Raw genomic sequence first — 18,344 nt, forward strand, 5'->3', positions numbered from 1 at the left:
CGCCGGCCGTGACGCCGCCCCGGGGACCAGGCCGCACCGCGCCCGGCCGTCACGGAGGAAAGAGCAGCCTTGCCCACGAACGCGTCCCGGAGTCTGTTCCGGAACCGGAAGTCCCTGTGGTGGCTGGCGGGCACACCGCTGGCCTACCTCGGTGTCCTTCCGTTCGCCAACCGGGTGCACCCCACCCTGCTCGGCATCCCCTTCCTCGCGCTGTGGCTGCTGGTCGCCACCCTGCTCACCCCGGTGTTCGTCTGGCTCGCCGCCCGGCGGGACCCGGTGTGGCTGGCGGCGCGGGACCGCGACCGGGGCCGCAGCCCGGCGGACGGTGAGAGCCCGGCCGGTACGGCGGAGGGCGGGGTCCGATGAGCGCGGACGCGGCCGTCTCGGTCTCCGTCCTGGGCCTGTTCATGGCCGCCACCCTCGGCCTGGGGATCGCCGCCGCCCGCGGCCGGTCAGGCCGCGACCTCGCCGACTGGTCCGTCGGCGGCCGCAGTATGGGCCTGGTCCTCACGCTGGTGCTGATGGCGGGTGAGACGTACACCAGCTTCAGCTACCTCGGGGCCGCCGGGTGGTCGTACACCCACGGCCTGTCCGGGCTGTACGTGGTGGCCTACCTCTCCATCGGCATGACGGTCAGCTATCTCGTGGGGCCGGTCCTGTGGTCCTACGCCCGCACCCACGGACTGCACAACATCAGCGACATCGTGGCCCACCGCTTCGCCGCGCCCTGGTTCGGCGCGGTCATCGCGGTGCTGGCCACGGTGTTCGTGCTGCCGTACATCCAGCTCCAGATCACCGGTATGGGTGTGGTGGTCGCCACCGTCAGCTACGGCACGATCGGGCTGTCCCTCGCCTATCTGCTGGCGTTCCTGATCTCCGAAGTGTTCGTCCTCGTCAGCGGGTTGCGCGGCAGTGCGTGGGTCTCGGTGCTCAAGGACAGCCTGGTCGTCGTCACGCTCGCGGTCGTCTTCGTATACGTCCCGCTGCACCACTTCGGCGGCTACGGCGATCTGCTGCACCGGCTCACCGCCGAACGCGGCGCCTGGCTGACCCTGCCCGGCCCCGCCGACAAGGCGCTCGGGCTGAGCTGGTTCATCTCCACCGCGGTGCTCAACGGCGTGGTCTACACGGTCTTCCCGACCCAGGTGGCCGGGTTCCTCGGGGCGCGCAGCGCGCAGGTGCTGCGGCGCAACGCCATGCTGATGCCGTTCTACCAGGTGCTGTTGTTCGTCCCGGTGCTGCTCGGCATGGCCGCCCTCTTCGTCGCCCCGGGGCTCGGGGACTCCAACCTCGCGCTCTTCGAAATGATCAGCAAGGACATGCCCGCCTGGCTGCTCGGGGTGATCGGCGCCGCCGGGGCGCTCTCCTCGATCGTGCCGACGGCCGTCTTCATGCTGGTCATCGGGACCATGTGGGGGCGTTCGGTGCTGGGCGCCCATCCGCGGACGGCGGCGCGCCAGCGGGAGCTGTCCCAGGCGGTCACCCTGCTGGCCGGGGTGGTGGCGCTGGTGATGACCTACGCCTTCCCCACCGCGCTGGTCCGGCTGTCCGTGCTCAGCTACGAGGGCATGGCCCAACTGCTGCCCGCCGTGCTGATCGCACTGCTGTGGCGCCGGATGTCGGCGCTCGCGGCGGTGGCGGGGATCGCGGTCGGCGTGGGGCTGGTGTTCTGGTTCGTCTTCACCGACCGCGACCCCTTCCACGGCGTGAACGCGGGCCTCCTCGCGCTCGCGGCCAATCTGCTGGTGACGGTAGCCCTCACGCTCTGGCGCCCGGCCGACACACCGGACGAACGGCTCGCGCGTCCGGAGGAGCACGCGCACGAGGAGGACCACGCACCGGCGCCGAGCGGGTGACGCGGGACATCGGCCCGCGCACCGGGCCGGGCTCAGAGCAGAGCGATGGCTTCGGGCAGCGTCAGGGCGGTGCCCTCGCCGTATGCCCGCTCGTACGCCGCGTCCCCCAGCTCCGCCCGCGCCGTGGCCTCGGTGTGCTCCCGGCTCATCCGTTCGACAGCGGAACGCCATTGGTGCTGATCGCGGCGCAGCTCGTCGTACGCCCCCAGCAGCCGCGCCGTGGTGCCGGCACGCTCCGCACCGCCGAGCCGGCCCAGCGCCTCGGCCCCGGTCAGCAACTGGGTCACCGGGAGGAACGGCGCGACCAGCTCGGTCATCCGGCCCGTCGTCTTCACCAGCGCGGTCCGCACCCTCTCAAGGGCCTCGTCCGGCCGCCCCTCCTCCAGGTCCAGCCAGGCGAGCATCCCCTCCGTCACGCCCTGGAACAGCGGCAGCGCCCGGATCGCGAACTCCGCGTACAGCGCGCCCAGCTCGGCGCGCGCCTCGGCGAACCGGCCCGTCGTGCCGTAGCGCAGCGCCAGGTGCATCCGGGCGTACGACAGGGCCTCGGCGCCCGCCTGCGGCCCCCGTTCGACCACCTCGCGCAGCGTCCGCTCGCCCCCGGCGGCCTCCTCCTCGTCCCCGAACTCCACGAGCACCCCGGCCAGCCGGCACCGGAGCAGCACCACCTGCTCATGGGCGCCGAGTTCCTCGGCACAGCGGATCGCCGCCCGGTAGTCCTCGGCGGCGGCCGCGCCCTCGCCCCGCTGCTCCCGGGTCTCGCCGCGGCCGGACAGCGCCTCGGCCGCGCCCCAGGAGTCACCGAGCCGGAGGAAGATCTCCAGGCTCTCGTCGGCGTCGGGGGTCCCGTCCCGGGTCCCGTCGCCGCGCTCGTTGAGCAGCTTGGCGCGCAGCTGGAGTGCGAAGGCCAGCTCCCAGGTGTGGCCCAGCTCCCGGCAGGTGCGCACCGTTTCGTCGGCCATCCCGCGCAGCAGGCCGAAGTCGCCCTTGATGATCACCGCGAAGAACCACAGGAGCCCCGGGAGGCGGCAGGTCTGCGGCAGTCCCGCCCGGTAGGCGGCGACGATCCCCTCCAGCTCGCGCTGTGCGGTGTCGTTCGCCATGGACTGCAGGTCGCCCTCGATGTTGGCCAGGGCGAACAGCCGCACTCCGCGCCGCGCTTCGGCCAGCAGCTCGGGCGGCATCGGGGGCGGGGCGTCGATACCGCTCCGGAGCAGCGGCGGGGCGGGGGCCACCGGCGGCAGGAACGGGTCAGGACCGAGGCCGGCGGCGGCCGTGGCCCAGTGCCGGGCGTCGGCGCGGTGTCCGCGCAGGTTCCAGAACCAGCCGAGGGAGAGCACCAGGCACAGCGCCTCCTGCTCGTCGCGGGCGGCGACGGCGCGGCGCAGCGCGGTGCGCAGGTTCTCGTGTTCGCTCTCCAGCCGGTCCAGCCCGGCGCGCTGGGCGGGGCCGCGCAGCAACGGGTCGGTGGTGCGGGCCAGCTCCCGGTAGGCGATGAGGTGGCGGCCCTCGACGGCGGTCCGCTCCCCCGCCTCGTCCAGGCGCTCGCCCGCGTACTCGGCGACGGTCTCCAGCAGCCGGTAGCGCATCTCGCCGGTCGTCATCGCGGGGGCGGCCACGACAAGCGACTTATCGACAAGTGAACCCAGCAGGGCGGCCACATCACGGGGATCGACCGTGCCGGCGCCGCGGGCCGGGTCCGCGCAGACCGCTTCGGCCGCCTGGAGTTCGCAGCCGCCCGCGAAGACCGACAGCCGGCGCAGGACGGTGCGTTCACGGTCGTCGAGCAGGTCCCAGGACCAGTCGACGACCGCCCTGAGGGTCTGCTGCCGCGGCAACACGGTCCTGCTGCCGCTGGTCAGCAGACGGAAACGGTCGTCGAGCCGGTCGGCGAGCTGCCGCGGGGTGAGCAACCGCAGCCGGGCGGCGGCCAGTTCGATGGCCAGCGGCAGACCGTCGAGGCGACGGCAGATCTCGGCACAGGCCGCCGGGTCGTCCTCCGTACGGAACCCCTGCCGTGCCGCCGCGCCCCGGTCCTGGAGCAGCCGCAGCGCGACCGGGTCCGGCAGCGGTTCGACGGGCCGGAGCAACTCCCCGGGTACGGCGAGGGGTTCACGGCTGGTGGCCAGGACGGTGACACCGGGGCAGCGGGCGAGCAGTGTGTCGGCGAGCCGGGCGGCGGCCTCGACGAGGTGTTCGCAGTTGTCGAGCACGAGCAGCATGCGGCGGGGTTCGCAGTGCTCCACGAGCCGGTTGAGCGGGTCGTGGCTCGCGGGGTCGGCGGCGGCCCGCAGCCCCTCGGCGGCGGTGCCGCGGATGACGGTCTCGCGTCCGCCGAGTGCGGTGAGCACCGTCTCCGGGACGGTCGCGGGGTCGTCGACGGGAGCCAGTTCGGCCAGCCAGACCCCGTCCGGCCAGGCGGCTCCGACGGCGTCGGCGGCCTCCTGCGACAACCGTGTCTTCCCGGCCCCACCGGGTCCGAGCAGGGTCACCAGCCGATGTTCCGCGAGATCCCCACGCAACCCCGCCAACTCGGCCTCCCGCCCCACGAAGCTGGTCAGCCGGGCCCGCAGATTCCCGCCCCCGGACGGGCCGGCCGGAACGGCACGCGTGCCCGCGGAGGCCGTGGGGTCCGGGGACCCCGGCCCCGACCCCGCGACCGAGTGATCCGCGACCCCGTGGGAGGCGGCCGGACCCGGGGGTCCGCCCGGGGCCGCCGGGGCAGTGGGCGCGGCCGGGATGTCCGGAGCCGCCGGAGACGCTGAGTCCGCGCGAGCACCGGTGCTCGCCGGGCCCAGGGACCCGCCCGGTGCGGCCGGGTTCACGCCGGCCGCGAAGTCCCCTGGAACGGCGGGCGCCGACGGGGGCGCGGGACGCGCCGGGGCGGCCGGGGCAGTGGGGGCCGAGGGGGCCTGCGAACCCGCCGGGAGTGCGGGACGGGTCGGAGCCGCCGGGGACACCGAGTCCGCCGAAGCGGCGGGCGCCGGGCTGACCGGGTTGCCCGGGGCAGCCGGGCCCGTCGCGGGCGCGGGGTACGCCGGGGCAGCGGGCGCGGCCGAGGTGTCCGGAGCCACCGGGCCCGTCGGGGGCGCGGGGTACGGGACAGGCGTGGGGGTGAGCAGGGAAGCGTGGAGGGCTCTCAGATCGGGGCCGGGGTCCGCGCCCAGTCGCGTGGCGATCTCGGCGCGGATCGACTCGTACGCCGCGAGCGCCTCCGCCGGGCGGCCCGCGTCCCTCAGGGCCCGGATGCGCAGCGCGTGCAGGGGCTCGTCCAGCGGATGAGTGTCGCACAGCTCGGACAGCGCCGGGAGGATCCGCGCGGCGCGGCCGAGCGCGAGGTCGGCGGCGAACCGTGCGCGGCGCGCGTCCAGACGGCGGGCCTCGGCGCGGGTGGCCGTCGCCGCGCCGCCCGGCAGGTCCACGAGGGCGGGCCCGCGCCACAGCGCGAGGGCCGCGCCGAGGAGGTCGGCGGCCCGCTCCGGGGCACCGTCGGCGAGGGCGCGGACGCCCTCGTCCGTGAGCCGCTCGAAGCGGTGCAGATCGACGTCGTCGCGGCCGGCGCCCAGCCGGTAGCCGTCCGGGGCGGAGGCCACGGACTCCTTGCCCAGCGCCCGGCGCAGCCGTCCGACGAGGGCCTGGAGCGCGCCGTGCCCGTCGGCGGGCGGGTCGTCGTCCCAGATGTCGGCGATGAGGGCACCGGCGGTGCGCGGTCGTCCGGGGTTCAGCGCGAGGGCGGTCAGCAGCGCCCGCAGCCGCGCGCCACCGAGGGCGACGGGGGTGCCGTCGTCACGGTGGGCCTGGGTGGTGCCGAGGATGCCGTAGCGCACGGGCCCATTCTGGTCGACGGTCGTCCCGCTCCCCGGGGCGGGATCCCGCCCCGGAGGGCGGACGGAGTGCGTGACGCCCGTCACACCGGCTCCGCGCGGCCAGGAACTCCACGCACACTGGTCCACGTTCCTCCCCTGGCAACCGCACCCCCCACCACGGAGACCCCACCCGATGACCACCGCAGTAAGCCGCCGTGACCGGCGGATCAGCCCCGTTTTCCTCGGTCTGGTCGCGATCATGGGCGTATCCGCGTGGGCGGTGTGGACGGACTACTCCGCGAGCCCCGGCTTCGCCGTGTTCCTGTTCGTCGTCTCCGGCTGGATCGTCTCGCTGTGTCTGCACGAGTACGCGCATGCCCGCACCGCGCTGCACGGCGGTGATCTGTCGATCGGGGCCAAGGGGTACCTGACCCTGAACCCGCTGAAGTACACGCATGTCGCGCTGAGCATCGTGCTGCCCGTCATCTTCGTGATCATGGGCGGGATCGGACTGCCGGGCGGTGCGGTGTTCATCGAGCGGCACCGGATCCGGGGGCGGTGGAAGCACAGTCTGATCTCGGCCGCCGGGCCGCTCACCAACGTGCTGTTCGCCGCCGCGCTGACCGCGCCGTTCTGGCTGGGCACGGTGGACGGGATGCCGGAGGTGTTCCGGTACGCGCTGGCGTTCCTGGCGCTGCTCCAGGTCACCGCCGCGATCCTGAACTCGCTGCCGGTGCCGGGGCTGGACGGCTACGGGGTGATCGAGCCGTGGCTGTCGTACCGGGTGCGGCGGCAGGTGGAGCCGTACGCGCCGTTCGGACTGCTGGCGGTCTTCGGGGTGCTGTGGATCCCGGGGGTCAACCAGGCCTTCTTCGACGCGGTGGACGCGATCATGGGGGCGATGGGGGTGACCGAATGGGACACCTACTGGGGCCAGGAGTTCTTCAGGTTCTGGCAGGGCGAGCCACAGATCCCGGGGATCAGCGGCTAGGCCCCCGGCACTGGGCCGCCGGCGCCTCGGTCAGCCGGTGACCTCGCGCGCCTCGGCCCGGTCCATCCGCGCCTTGCGCACGTAGTACCAGGTCATATTGGAGGAGACACCCGCGAGCAGGATCCACACCACCCCCAGGAAACTGCCCCGGGAGAAGGACACCACGGCCGCGGCGATGGCGAGGACGCAGACGACGAGGGCGTAGATCGCGAGGCGGGGCATGGGGTGCGGCTCCTGTCGGGGGGTGTTCTCGGCTTCCCGGACATTGTCCCCCATGCCCCGTTCGCGCCCCCCATGCCCGTCACACGGGTCGTCGCCGGACATCCGTCAGACGTCGGTGACCCGCAGACCCGCGTGGGCCTTGTAGCGGCGGTTGACCGAGATCAGATTGGCCACCAGCGACTCGACCTGGTGGGCGTTGCGCAGCCGGCCCGCGAAGACGCCCCGCATCCCGGGGATGCGCGCGGCCAGCGCCTGGACGATGTCGGTGTCCGCGCGGACCTCGCCCAGCACCATCACATCGGTGTCGATCCGCTCGATCTCCGGGTCCTGGAGCAGCACGGCCGACAGATGGTGGAAGGCGGCGGTGACCCGGGAGTCCGGCAGCAGGGCGGCGGCCTGCTCGGCGGCGCTGCCCTCCTCCGGCTTCAGGGCGTACGCGCCCTTCTTGTCGAAGCCCAGCGGGTTGACGCAGTCGACGACCAGCTTGCCGCCGAGCTCCTCGCGCAGCGACTCCAGCGTCTTGGCGTGTCCGTCCCACGGCACGGCGACGATCACGATGTCGCTGCGCCGGGCGCATTCGGCGTTGTCCGCGCCCTCGATGCCCAGTCCGGCGCCGCCGAGCTCCTCGGCGGCGGTCCGGGCGCGCTCGGCGGCACGCGAGCCGATGATCACCTTCTGGCCCGCCCTGGCCAGCCGGTAGGCCAGACCGCGGCCCTGGTCACCGGTACCGCCGAGCACGCCGACGACCAGGCCGGACACATCGGGGAGGTCCCACGGGTCCTTGGCGGGCGCCTTCTTCGCGGGGGCGGTGGTCTCGGGAGTCGCACCATCGGAAGTAGTCATGACAGCGATACTGTCACGCCCGTCTCACGCCTTCACGCTCCCCTCTGTCAACCCGGTGCGCCAGTACCGCTGGAGGACGCCCATCAGCACCATCAGCGGCAGTACGGACAGCAGCGCACCGCCCACCGTGTACTGGTAGAGCTCCGGCTGCCGGTCGGCGTAGCCCTGCCAGGAGGTCAGCCCCAGCTGGACCGGATAGAGATCGGAGTCGGAGAGCATCACCAGCGGCAGGAAGAAGTTGTTCCAGATGTGCACGAACTGGAAGAGGAACACGGTGACCAGAGCCGGGGTCATCAGCCGCAGCCCCAGCGTGGTGAAGATCCGGGCCTCGCCCGCCCCGTCGATACGCGCCGCCTCCAGCAGGGAGCCGGGGACGGCGGCGGCCGCGTGGATCCGGCACAGATAGACGCCGAAGGGGCTGACGACGCTGGGGATGAGCACCGCGGCGTAGGTGTTGGCCAGACCCACTTCGCTGAAGAGCAGATACAGCGGCAGGGCCAGCGCGGTGCCGGGGATGAGCACTCCGGCGAGCACCACGTTGAAGACGGCCTCCCGGCCGGGGAAGCGGTAGACGGCCAGGGCGTAGCCCGCGGCGGCCGACAGCAGGGTGGCGACGAGGGCGCCGACACCCGCGTACAGCAGGCTGTTGAGGAACCAGCGGACGTAGATTCCGTCGTCGTGGGTGAGCACCTGCCGGAGGCGGTCCAGTGGGCGCGGATCGTGGAACCAGAAGCCGAAGGTGCCGAAGAGATCGCTGCTGGACTTGGTGGCGGAGACGGCCAGCCAGTAGACGGGGGTGAGGAAGTACAGGGCGGCGACGGCGAGCAGCGAGACGGTGATGATCCGGTACCGCAGCGGCGGCCGCGGCCCCGCGCCACGGCCGGTCCGGCCATGACGGCCGGAACGGCGCCTCCCCGGCGGACGGGTATCCGCCCCCGGCGCGCCGTCGGCCGGGGCGTCCTCGGTGAGCCCGGTGGTCACCTGTCCTCACCGTCCCTTCCGCGCTGTCCCACCAGCCGGAGGAAGCCGAAGGACAGCACACACGCCACCAGCGCGAGCAGCACCGCCTCCGCCGCCGCGATGTGCTGGTTGTTGCTGGTGAACGCCTCGTTGTAGGCGGCGAGATTGGGGGTGTAGCCGGAGTCGATGGAGTTGCTGAGCGGTTTGAGCACCTTGGGCTCGGCGAAGAGCTGGAGGGTGCCGATCAGGCTGAAGACGGTGGTGAGCACCAAGGCGGGCCGGATCAGCGGCAGTTTGATGTGCCGGGCCACCTGCCAGGCGCTCGCCCCGTCGATCCGCGCCGCCTCGTACAGCTCCCCCGGGACGGCCTTGAGCTGGGCGATCAGCACCAGCATGTTGTAGCCGGTGAACTGCCAGGTGACGATGTTGGCGATGGACCACAGCACGGCGGAGCGGCCCAGGAAGTCCACCTCCCAGCCCGCCGCGTCGGCCAGTTCCACCAGTGGGCTGATCCCGGGGACGTAGAGGAAGCCCCACAGGATGGACGCGATCACCCCGGGGACGCCGTAGGGCAGGAAGAACGCGGTCCGGAAGAACCCGGCCCAGCGCGCCGACGCCGCCTCCAGCAGCAGGGCGAGCGCGGTGGCGAAGGCGATCATCAGCGGGATCTGCACCGCCCCGAAGAGCAGCACCCGGCCGAATCCGGTGGTGAACCGGTCGTCCTCCAGCGCGTGGGCGTAGTTGGAGAAGCCCGCCCACACCTCACGGGTCTCTCCGCCGAGGCCCAGCGGGCCGGTGCGCTCGACCTTCAGCACGCTCTCGTAGAGCGCGTAGCCGATGGGTGCGATGAAGCAGAGGAGGAACAGCGCGAGGAACGGCAGCAGGAATCCGGCCGCCGCCCGCGCACCGCGGATCTCCGTCCGGCTGGGCCGTTTCACCCGGCCTCCGCCTTCAGGCCCTTTTCCGCAAGGTCCCGGACCGTCTCGCCCTGCACCTTGGCCAGGGCGGAACGGAAGCTGCCGCCGCTGCCGACGGCGGCGGTGAAGGCGTCGCCCAGCCGCTGGTAGAGGGTGTCGGTGGCCGGTCCCCAACGCCAGCTGGTGTCCACGCCCCGGCTCGCCTCCGCGAAGACCCGGCTGTAGGTCTGACCGCCGAAGAAGTCCTTGTGCACATCGAGGTCGGAGGTGGCGTAGCCCTTCCTGGCGCCGGGGGTGCCGTAGCCGTTCTCGATCAGCAGCGCGATGGAGTCCGGGTCGGTGTTGAGCCAGATCGCGAACTCCAGCGCGTCCTTCGGGTACCTGGTCCCGGCGAAGACGGCGGTGGTGGAGCCGCCCCAGTTGGCGTGGGCGTGGCCGCCCTTCTCCCACTGCGGCATGGGCGCCACCCGCCACTTCCCGGCGGTCCGGGGCGCGTTGCCGACGAGCAGCGCGTCCCCCCAGCTGGCGCCGAGCCAGGAGGCCATGGCCCCGGTCTGGATGTCCTTGTACCAGGCGTTCTGCCGGTCCGGAATGGTCTTGATCAGCTTCTGCCGGACCAGGTCGTCCCAGTAGTCGGCGACCTTCCGGGTGGGTTCGTCGTCGAGGGAGACGATCCAGGTGTCGCCCTCGGTGCGGAACCAGCGCGCCCCGGCCTGCCAGGCGAGTCCGGCGAAGCGGTTGCCGTTGGTGGCCGAGAAGGTCTCGATCCAGGCGCCCCTCCGGCGGACCGCCTCGGCGGCTTCGGCGTAGTCGTCCCAGGTGGCGGGGGGTTCGATGGCCCACTTGTCGAAGAGGTCCCGGCGCAGGAACAGCCCCATCGGGCCGGACGCCTGGGGTACGGCGTAGACGGCCTTGCCGAAGACGGACTGCTGCCACTGCCAGCCGATGAACCGGTCCTTGTGGGCGGCCACCCCGTAGCGGGTGAGGTCGAGGAGCCCGTTGTCGACGAGGAAGCTGGGGACGACCGGGTACTCGATCTGGCCGAGGTCCGGCGGATTGCCCGCCTTGATGGCGGCGTGCATCTTCGCGTACTGCGCGCCGTCGACCGCCGAGACCTTCTCGACCTCGACCCGCACCTCGGGATGGCGGCGGTTCCACAGGGCGACGGGCTTGTCGATGCCCGGCACCCAGGACCAGAAGGTGAGGGTGATCTTCTCGCCCTTCTCACGGCCCTCGGGCTCGCCGTCGTCGTCCGAACCGCAACCCGTCAGGGCGAACCCGGCGGCCATGGCGGCCGCTCCGCCGAGGACGGCGCGGCGCGGTGCCCCCGGCCCCTGTACGTCTGGTGCGCTCATACCAGCTCCTCCATCGGAATGCGCCGGAACGTGATGGTCGAGTAGGCGCTGAAGTCGCCGGTCTCGTAGAGCAGTCCGACCGTGTGCTCATCGAGCCGGACCAGATCCGAATAGGCGGCGGGCAGCCCGTCCACGGTGTGCACCGGCCGCCAGGTGACCCCGCCGTCCCGGCTGGCCCGCAGCGTCATCAGCGCCCGGTGCCCGGGGTCGGCCGGGCCGGAGTACAGCAGCACGTCCGGGGTGCCCGGGTGCAGTACACAGCCCTCCACGACGGGGGTGACCAGCCCGGCCTGCGGGCGGAAGGGGGCGGTCAGCGTGGCGCCGCCGTCCAGCGAACGGGCGTCGGCCCGGGTGCCGGGGGCGTTCGCCTCGGTACGGGTGTTGACGTAGAGGGTGCCGTCCGGCAGTTCGGCGGCGGTCGTCTCGTTGACGTTGACATAGCCGTCGGGGTTGTCGTCCACATAGCCGATCCGCCAGGTCGCGCCCCCGTCATCGCTGAGCAGCGCGTGTCCGCCGTTGTAGCGGCCCTCGGTCCCGTCGTCGCCGGGGACGGTCGGTGGAGTCGAGTGGTTGGCCGGGACCACGATCCGGCCCGCGTGGGGGCCGTGGCGCAGCTGGAGTGCGTGGCCGGGAGTGGTGGCGTACCAGCGCCATCCGGGCCGTTTGGTCTGCTGGGTGATCTCACGCGGCGCACTCCAGGTGGCGCCGTCGTCATCGCTGTGGACGACCCACACCCGCCGTCCGTCGGCGGCGGAGACCTCACCGCGCCGGATCCGGTCCTCGGTGGCGGACGCGGCGCTGTGCACCTGCACCAGGAGGATCCGGCCGTCATGGGCGCCGCCGGTGAGGACCACGGGGGCCGGATTGCCCGCCGTACCGCCGCCGTTGCGGGTGACGACCCGTAACGCGCCCCAGGTGCGCCCGCCGTCGGCGGACCCTCTGACCACCAGGTCGATGTCCCCGTGGTCGGCGGAGGAGCCCACCCGTCCCTCGGCGAAGGCGAGGACCGTCCCGGCGCGGGTCAGCACCACCGCCGGGATCCGGTAGCTCGCGTATCCCCCGGCCCCCGCCCGGTAGGGGACGGACATCTCGTACGGGCGGACCGCCGCGCCGTTCGCCATCAGACCCTCCCGATGCCCCGTCGCAATCGAGTACCGAGCCGGAAATATGGGACGTAGGACGTCCCTTGTGTGCGGTGACCTTAGGGTTTGTCCAACACACCGTCAAGAGACGGCACATGAACAGTTGGCGATGGCGGGGCCGGGCCTCAAGCGGCCGGGAGGAGCCGGGGTCCTCCCGACGACGGACGGCGGACCGAAATGATCTCCTCCGCGGGGCCGAGGAGCGGGCGGTGGCGCGGCCATAGCGTGAACTCCGTTCCGTCCCCCACCACGCGTAAGGATCCCCACCATGGCACCGGCCCCCAAGAACTTCCTCGAAGGCGCGCTCACCCTCGCCGGTGGAGCGGTCCTGTGGCTGCTGGACGGGGAGCTCGACATCCCCTTCGTCAATGAGTTCAAGACCGCGATGGTGGTGGCCTGCCTCGGTGTCGTCCAGCTGCTCTACGCCGGTTATCTGGGGCTGAACGGAAGCCGCCGCTCGAAGGGGTGACACTGCCGCGAACCGCCGCTGCCGCACCGCTCGCCCCGGCAGGATGCGGTTGCCATGGACGCCGTACGGGTCGCGCTGCTGCGCGAAGTGCTCGCCGGGACCGAGTGGTTGCAGACCACCCGCCGCTTCGCCGGATCGCTGCGCGCCTCGGTGGGACCGCGGGAGGGCGGGCTGCTGCTGGTCGGCAGCGAGGAGTACGAGCCCTGGCATCTGGCCGCGCACCTCGATGACGAGGCCGCCTGGTCCGGGCTGCCCGAGCTGTCCCCCACCCTGGTCCGCCACCGGGTGCCGGACGGCCCGGTCCCGGCCCATCTGTCCGTGGGGCTCGGACGGCTGGAGGGCGCCGGACGCGGTGAGACGCTGCTGGTCGTCACCCCGGGGGACCCCGGGGCGGGCCTGCTGGAGCGGGTGAACGACGCACGCCGGGGCGGCGCGACCGTACTCGCCCTCGACGGCGGCGACAGCGAGCTGCACACCCTGGCCCATGACGCGCTGGCCGTGCCCGGGGACGCCGGGCTCGACCTCGACACGGTGCAGCACCTGGTGAGCGCGGCGGCCGGGGAGAACAGCCTCCCCGCCCGGCCGGGCCGCCGCCGCTTCGGCGACCGGCTGGCGCGGCTGGCCGAACGGCTGACGGCCCCGCCGCCGCCCCGCTGGTGAGTCCGGGGGGCCCGCTGACGCCGCGGTCTTATCGAGTTGCCCGGCGGGCGGAGCGCACCGCACGATGAACCGTTGTGACCCCCACAGACGCCCGAGCGCGCAAGCGCGCCCTCCTCCCCGACCTCGCGCCCTGGCGCTCCTCCCGTGACTTCCGCCTGATGTGGACCGCCGGGCTGGTGACCGCTTTCGGCAGCTTCCTGTCGCTGGTGGCGCTGCCCCTCCAGATCAAGGAGCTGACCGGTTCGGCCTTCGCGGTCGGTGCCATCGGCGCGGTCGAGCTGGTGCCGCTGATCGTCTTCGGGCTCTACGGCGGAGCGCTCGCGGACGCCCTGGACCGCCGGAAGCTGATCCTGCTCACCGAGGCCGGGCTCGGTGTGCTCGCCGCCGTCCTGCTGGTCAACAGCCTGCTGCCGGACCCCATGGTCTGGCCGCTGTATGTGGTCGCCGCGCTGACCAGCGCGCTCGTCGGCATCCAGCGCCCGGCCATCGACGCGGTCACCGCCCGGATCGTGCCGCATGAGCAGCTCACGGCCGCCGCCGCGCTCAACTCGATGCGCTGGCAGCTGTCGGCCATCGCGGGTCCCTCGCTCGCCGGTGTGGTCGTGGCCTATGCCGGAGTGCCCCTCGCCTACGGCCTGGACCTGCTGACCTTCGCCGTCTCCGTACTGCTCGCCGTCGGACTGTCCCCGGCGCCGCCCGCCCATGACGCCGAGCCGCCGTCACTGCGCGCTATCGCCGAGGGCGCCCGCTACGCCTGGGGGCGCAAGGAGCTGCTGGGCACCTACGCGGTGGACATGGTCGCCATGTTCTTCGCCTTCCCGAACGCGATCTTCCCCTTCCTCGCCGATGACCTGGACGCGCCCTGGGCCCTGGGGTTGATGTACGCGGCGGGGTCGGTCGGCTCGATGGTGGTCACCCTGACCAGCGGCTGGACCTCCCGGATCCACCGGCACGGCCGGATGGTGGCGCTGGGCGCCGCGGTATGGGGGCTGGCGATGGCCGCGGCGGGCTGGCTGGACAACGTCTGGCTGGTGCTGCTCTGCCTCGCGGTGGCGGGCGGCGGCGACATGATCAGCGGACTGTTCCGCGCCACGATCTGGAACCAGACCATCCCCAACCGGCTGCGGGGCCGGCTGGCCGGTATCGAGCTGCTGTCCTACGCGACCGGGCCGCAGCTGGGCCAGGTCCGGGCGGGTACCGTCGCCGGGCTCACCGGGGTGCGGGCGGCGGTGTGGTCGGGCGGAGTGGCGTGCGTGGTCTCCGTGGGCCTGCTGGCGCTGACCCTGCCCCGGCTGATGACCTACGACGTCCGCACCGACGAGCATGCGCGCGAGGTCCGCGAGGCGGCCCCCGCCCCGGCCTGATCCGGGTACGGGGGCGGGCCGGGGGTCAGTCCTCCCGCGGCTCGTTCTGCCAGCGGGGGTCGTTCTGCCACTCCTCGTTCCGCTCGCGCGCGGTCTCCATCGCGTGCCCGGCCTCCTCGCGGCTGGCGTACGGCCCCATGCGGTCGGCGGCGCGGCACTCCGGGCCCTCCTCGACCGTGCCGTGCTTGAGGCAGTAGTACCACTCGCCCGGCTTGCCCTCGGCCTTCTTCTTGAACAGCGCCATCCCGCTCTCCGTCCTCCGCGTGCGCCGTCGCGCACCGCGGCGTTGCCCTTGCGGCCATGCTGCCCGATGCGCCGCCGATACACTCGCTGATATGTCTGGCCAGTCGCTTCTTGTCCCGGGGACGCTTTCCCCCACCCGCCCCGTTCCCACCTCGATCCGGCGTCCGGAGTACGTCGGGAAGGAGAGCCCGACGCCGTACAGCGGGCCCGAGGTCCAGGACGCCGAGACGATCGAGAAGATGCGGATCGCGGGACGGATCGCCGCCCGCGCCATGGCGGAGGCCGCCAAGCTGATCGAGCCCGGTGTCACCACGGACGAGCTGGACCGGGTGGCGCACGAGTACATGTGCGACCACGGCGCCTACCCCTCGACGCTGGGCTACCGCGGCTTCCCCAAGTCGCTGTGCTCCTCGCTCAACGAGGTCATCTGCCACGGCATCCCGGACAGCACCGTGCTGCGCGACGGCGACATCGTGAACCTCGACGTCACCGCCTACATCGGCGGGGTGCACGGGGACAACAACGCCACCTATCTGTGCGGTGAGGTGGACGAGGAGTCGCGGCTGCTGGTCGAGCGGACGCGGGAGTCCCTCAACCGCGCGATCAAGGCGGTCAAGCCGGGCCGCCGGATCAACATCATCGGCCGGGTCATCGAGTCGTACGCCAAGCGGTTCGACTACGGCGTGGTCCGTGACTTCACCGGCCACGGCATCAACACCTCGTTCCACTCGGGCCTGATCGTGCCGCACTACGACAGCCCGCACCACACGACCGAGATCAAGCCGGGGATGACCTTCACCATCGAGCCGATGCTGACGCTGGGCACCCATGAGTACGACATGTGGGACGACGGCTGGACCGTGGTCACCAAGGACCGGAAGCGGACGGCGCAGTTCGAGCACACCCTGGTGGTGACGGAGACGGGCGCGGAGATCCTCACCCTGCCGTAGCCCCGGGGCCGCCGGAAGCGGACAGCGGACGGTGGAAGCGGGGCCCTGACCGGTACGGGGAGGGTTTACCGACAGCCTGTCGGGAAATCATTGACGTAGGCGAGCCGAGCGGCTTAGGTAAGCCTAACCTACTCGTACGGTACCCGGAGGTCCACCGTGGACGCCGCACCCGCCGCCCCGACCCCGTTCTCGACGCTCATCCGCACCGCCTCGCACGCGGCGCACACCGAGGCCGAGAACTCGACGTTCATGAGCGACCTGCTCGGGGGCCGCCTCGGCATGGCGGCCTACCGGCGCTACACCGAGCAGCTCTGGTTCGTCTACCGCGCCCTGGAGTCCGCCGCCGGGGCCCTGGCGGCGGATCCGGTGGCGGGTCCGTTCATCCGGCCCGAGCTGATCCGCACCGAGGCGCTGGAGCGCGATCTGCGCCACCTCGGCGGGCCGGACTGGCGGGCCGGGCTCGTCCCGCTGCCCGCCACCCGGGCGTACGCGGAGCGGGTGGCGTGGTGCGTGCGGGAGTGGTCCGCGGGCTATGTCGCCCATCACTACACCCGCTATCTCGGCGATCTCTCCGGCGGGCAGATCATCCGCGGTACGGCGGAGAAGATATGGGGCTTCGCGCGGAAGGGCGACGGAGTGCGGTTCTACGTCTTCGAGGAGATCGGCAACCCGGCCGCGTTCAAGCGCGAGTACCGCACGCTGCTGGACGCGCTGCCGGTGGACGATCTGGAGAAGCAGCGCGTGGTCGAGGAGTGCCGGCGGGCCTTCGCGCTGAACACGGCGGTCTTCCGGGAGTTGGGGCAGGAGTTCCCGCTCAGCGCGTGAGGGACGGTGCCAGAAGCCCGCGCCCACCGGCGGAGGGTCCGGTGAGCGCGGGCGGCTGATACCGGCCGTCGCGGCGGCCGTGTCAGGACGTGGTGGACGTGGTCGAGTCGGTGCGGCGGCGGGCCGCCGCGAAGACGGCCGCGGCACCGACCGCCACCATCGCCGCGGCGCGCCACCAGGAGCTGGTGCTGCGGCTGGGCCGGGAGCGGGCGGCGGCCGGTGACGCGGTGGTGGTGGTGCTGCACGATCTGGGGCTGGCCGCGGCGTACGCGGACCGGACGGCGGTGCTGCACGAGGGACGGGTGGTGGCGGAGGGGCCGCCGGAGCGGGTCTTCGACGCGGAACTGCTCTCCCGGGTCTACCGGAAGCCGGTGGAGGTGCTTCCGCACCCCCGCACCACGGAGCTGCGGGTACTGCCGCGGCGCGACGCACCACATGGCGAAAACTTTACCCGGTGAAGACCAGATCATGGGAATCCATAGGAACTGTACAGGCAAGCCTCAGTTAAGTTAGGGCAGCCTTATCGGTTCCGTGCCGTTGTGTCCGACCGCCCGTTCCACCCCTGAGCCTGCCTGGAGCCCCTGTATGCGAGCCGCTCGCACCTCCGTTGTCGCCGCGATATCGGCGCTGACGACGATCACCGCCGTCGCCGGCTGCGCCGAGAAGTCCGACGCCAAGGACTCCGACGCCGTCCAGGTGACCGCCTCCGACGACAAGTGCGAGGTCTCGAAGACCTCCTTCCCCGCCGGGCATGTGAAGCTGGCCGTGGAGAACAAGGGTTCCAAGGTCACCGAGGTCTATGTGTACGCCCCCGGCGACCGGATCGTCACCGAGCGGGAGAACATCGGCCCGCACACCAAGACCACGATCAACGCCGAGGTCAAGGCCGGCAGCTACGAGATCGCCTGCAAGCCCGGGATGAAGGGCCACGGCATCCGCCAGAAGGTGTCCGCCACCGGCAAGGGCAAGGTCGCCAAGCGCGACCCCAAGCTGGACAAGGCCGTCGCCGCGTACCGCACCTATGCGCAGACCCAGGCCGACGAGACGCTGCCCGCGGTCGAGAAGTTCACCGACGCGATCAAGAAGGGCGACCTCAAGGCCGCCAAGAAGGCGTACGCCCCCTCCCGTATCGGCTGGGAGCGCACCGAGCCGGTCGCCGAGTCCTTCGGTGATATCGACCCCAAGGTCGATGTGCGCGAGGACGGTCTGGAGAAGGGCCAGAAGTGGACCGGCTGGCACCGGCTCGAGAAGTCCCTGTGGCAGGACAAGAAGATCACCGCGGCCGACAAGGACCTCGCCGACCAGCTGGTGAAGGACCTCAAGGACTGGCAGAAGCGGGTCGGCACCGCCGAGATCACCCCCACCGGTATGGCCAACGGCGCCAAGGAGCTGCTGGACGAGGTGCAGACCGGCAAGGTCACCGGTGAGGAGGAGCGCTACAGCCACACCGACCTGGTGGACTTCAAGGCCAACGTCGAGGGCGCCGAGACCTCGTACACCCTGCTGCGCCCGGTCGCCTCGCAGCGCAAGCCCGCCCTGACCAAGGAGCTGGACAAGCAGTTCAAGGCGGTCGACAAGCTGCTGGACGGCTACCGCGAGGGCGATGGCTTCGTCTCCTACGACACCGTCTCCAAGGCGGACCGCAAGAAGCTCTCCGACGCGGTCAACGCACTGGCCGAGCCGCTGTCGCAGCTCGCCGCCGCCGTCGTCGTCAAGTGACGCCGCCGGACCCGTCCACGGA

At 72.3% G+C, this 18,344-nt stretch carries 17 protein-coding genes and 1 pseudogene; 10 read left to right on the forward strand and 8 right to left on the reverse strand.

Translation table 11 applies throughout. The features are described from left to right. Positions 1–69 precede the first annotated feature (69 nt). On the forward strand, positions 70–366 hold the full coding sequence (locus tag AC07FT_RS01065; protein WP_479172949.1) for a DUF3311 domain-containing protein: 297 nt from the start codon (positions 70–72) through the stop codon (positions 364–366). Next, on the forward strand, positions 363–1,856 hold the full coding sequence (locus AC07FT_RS01070) for a sodium:solute symporter family protein (protein WP_479172951.1): 1,494 nt from the start codon (positions 363–365) through the stop codon (positions 1,854–1,856). Before AC07FT_RS01065 ends, AC07FT_RS01070 begins: the two co-directional genes overlap by 4 nt. A gap of 32 nt (positions 1,857–1,888) precedes the next feature. Here AC07FT_RS01070 and AC07FT_RS01075 read toward each other — a convergent pair whose 3' ends face one another. After that, entirely contained in the window at positions 1,889–5,683 is a 3,795-nt protein-coding gene (locus AC07FT_RS01075) for an AfsR/SARP family transcriptional regulator (RefSeq protein ID WP_479172953.1), read from the reverse strand. Between the two features lie 172 nt (positions 5,684–5,855). Here AC07FT_RS01075 and AC07FT_RS01080 point away from each other — a divergent pair, with 172 nt between their 5' ends. Further along, positions 5,856–6,653, forward strand: coding sequence for a site-2 protease family protein (locus AC07FT_RS01080; protein ID WP_479172955.1), 798 nt, complete (start codon positions 5,856–5,858; stop codon positions 6,651–6,653). Between the two features lie 30 nt (positions 6,654–6,683). On the opposite strand, the gene AC07FT_RS01085 is transcribed toward AC07FT_RS01080, so the two are convergent. From AC07FT_RS01085 to AC07FT_RS01110, 6 genes are all read right to left on the reverse strand, one after another. Then, positions 6,684–6,875, reverse strand: coding sequence for a hypothetical protein (locus tag AC07FT_RS01085; RefSeq protein WP_471195395.1), 192 nt, complete (start codon positions 6,873–6,875; stop codon positions 6,684–6,686). A 105-nt stretch (positions 6,876–6,980) separates the two neighbouring features. After that, positions 6,981–7,718, reverse strand: a complete 738-nt coding sequence (gene npdG / locus AC07FT_RS01090; RefSeq protein ID WP_471195392.1) for an NADPH-dependent F420 reductase — start codon at positions 7,716–7,718, stop codon at positions 6,981–6,983. Between the two features lie 24 nt (positions 7,719–7,742). Beyond that, a complete protein-coding gene (locus tag AC07FT_RS01095; protein WP_479173361.1) occupies positions 7,743–8,573 on the reverse strand; it encodes a carbohydrate ABC transporter permease in 831 nt (276 codons plus the stop codon). Between the two features lie 122 nt (positions 8,574–8,695). Then, positions 8,696–9,616 (reverse strand): carbohydrate ABC transporter permease, encoded by a 921-nt coding sequence (locus AC07FT_RS01100; protein ID WP_479172957.1) that lies wholly within the window; start codon positions 9,614–9,616, stop codon positions 8,696–8,698. After that, positions 9,613–10,950: an ABC transporter substrate-binding protein gene (locus tag AC07FT_RS01105; RefSeq protein ID WP_479172959.1), complete on the reverse strand. Its 1,338-nt coding sequence runs from the start codon at positions 10,948–10,950 to the stop codon at positions 9,613–9,615. The genes AC07FT_RS01100 and AC07FT_RS01105 overlap by 4 nt, the downstream gene beginning before the upstream one ends. After that, entirely contained in the window at positions 10,947–12,071 is a 1,125-nt protein-coding gene (locus AC07FT_RS01110; RefSeq protein WP_479172960.1) for a sialidase family protein, read from the reverse strand. The genes AC07FT_RS01105 and AC07FT_RS01110 overlap by 4 nt, the downstream gene beginning before the upstream one ends. Positions 12,072–12,360: 289 nt before the next feature. Between AC07FT_RS01110 and AC07FT_RS01115 the strand changes: the two genes are divergently transcribed. The 3 genes from AC07FT_RS01115 (at position 12,361) to AC07FT_RS01125 (ending at position 14,585) form a co-directional block, all read left to right on the forward strand. Beyond that, on the forward strand, positions 12,361–12,561 hold the full coding sequence (locus tag AC07FT_RS01115) for a DUF5708 family protein (RefSeq protein WP_479172961.1): 201 nt from the start codon (positions 12,361–12,363) through the stop codon (positions 12,559–12,561). Between the two features lie 54 nt (positions 12,562–12,615). Next, positions 12,616–13,221: a hypothetical protein gene (locus AC07FT_RS01120; protein WP_471195379.1), complete on the forward strand. Its 606-nt coding sequence runs from the start codon at positions 12,616–12,618 to the stop codon at positions 13,219–13,221. Between the two features lie 74 nt (positions 13,222–13,295). Next, complete coding sequence (locus tag AC07FT_RS01125) at positions 13,296–14,585, forward strand: MFS transporter (protein ID WP_479172963.1); 1,290 nt, start codon at positions 13,296–13,298, stop codon at positions 14,583–14,585. Between the two features lie 25 nt (positions 14,586–14,610). Here the strand turns inward: AC07FT_RS01125 and AC07FT_RS01130 are convergent, their stop codons facing one another. Next, positions 14,611–14,829 (reverse strand): hypothetical protein, encoded by a 219-nt coding sequence (locus tag AC07FT_RS01130; RefSeq protein WP_254745799.1) that lies wholly within the window; start codon positions 14,827–14,829, stop codon positions 14,611–14,613. Positions 14,830–14,920: 91 nt separating this feature from the next. On the opposite strand from AC07FT_RS01130, the gene map reads away from it, so the two are divergent. The 4 genes and pseudogenes from map (at position 14,921) to efeO (ending at position 18,322) form a co-directional block, all read left to right on the forward strand. Then, a complete protein-coding gene (gene map / locus AC07FT_RS01135) occupies positions 14,921–15,778 on the forward strand; it encodes a type I methionyl aminopeptidase (RefSeq protein ID WP_471195373.1) in 858 nt (285 codons plus the stop codon). 156 nt (positions 15,779–15,934) lie between these two features. Further along, positions 15,935–16,603, forward strand: a complete 669-nt coding sequence (locus AC07FT_RS01140) for a biliverdin-producing heme oxygenase (protein ID WP_479172965.1) — start codon at positions 15,935–15,937, stop codon at positions 16,601–16,603. A gap of 92 nt (positions 16,604–16,695) precedes the next feature. After that, positions 16,696–17,061, forward strand: a pseudogene (locus AC07FT_RS01145) (hemin ABC transporter ATP-binding protein); the annotation flags it as partial. A 127-nt stretch (positions 17,062–17,188) separates the two neighbouring features. Next, a complete protein-coding gene (efeO, locus tag AC07FT_RS01150; RefSeq protein WP_479172967.1) occupies positions 17,189–18,322 on the forward strand; it encodes an iron uptake system protein EfeO in 1,134 nt (377 codons plus the stop codon). Positions 18,323–18,344 lie beyond the last annotated feature (22 nt).

The organism is Streptomyces sp. NPDC045899 (assembly GCF_056431485.1).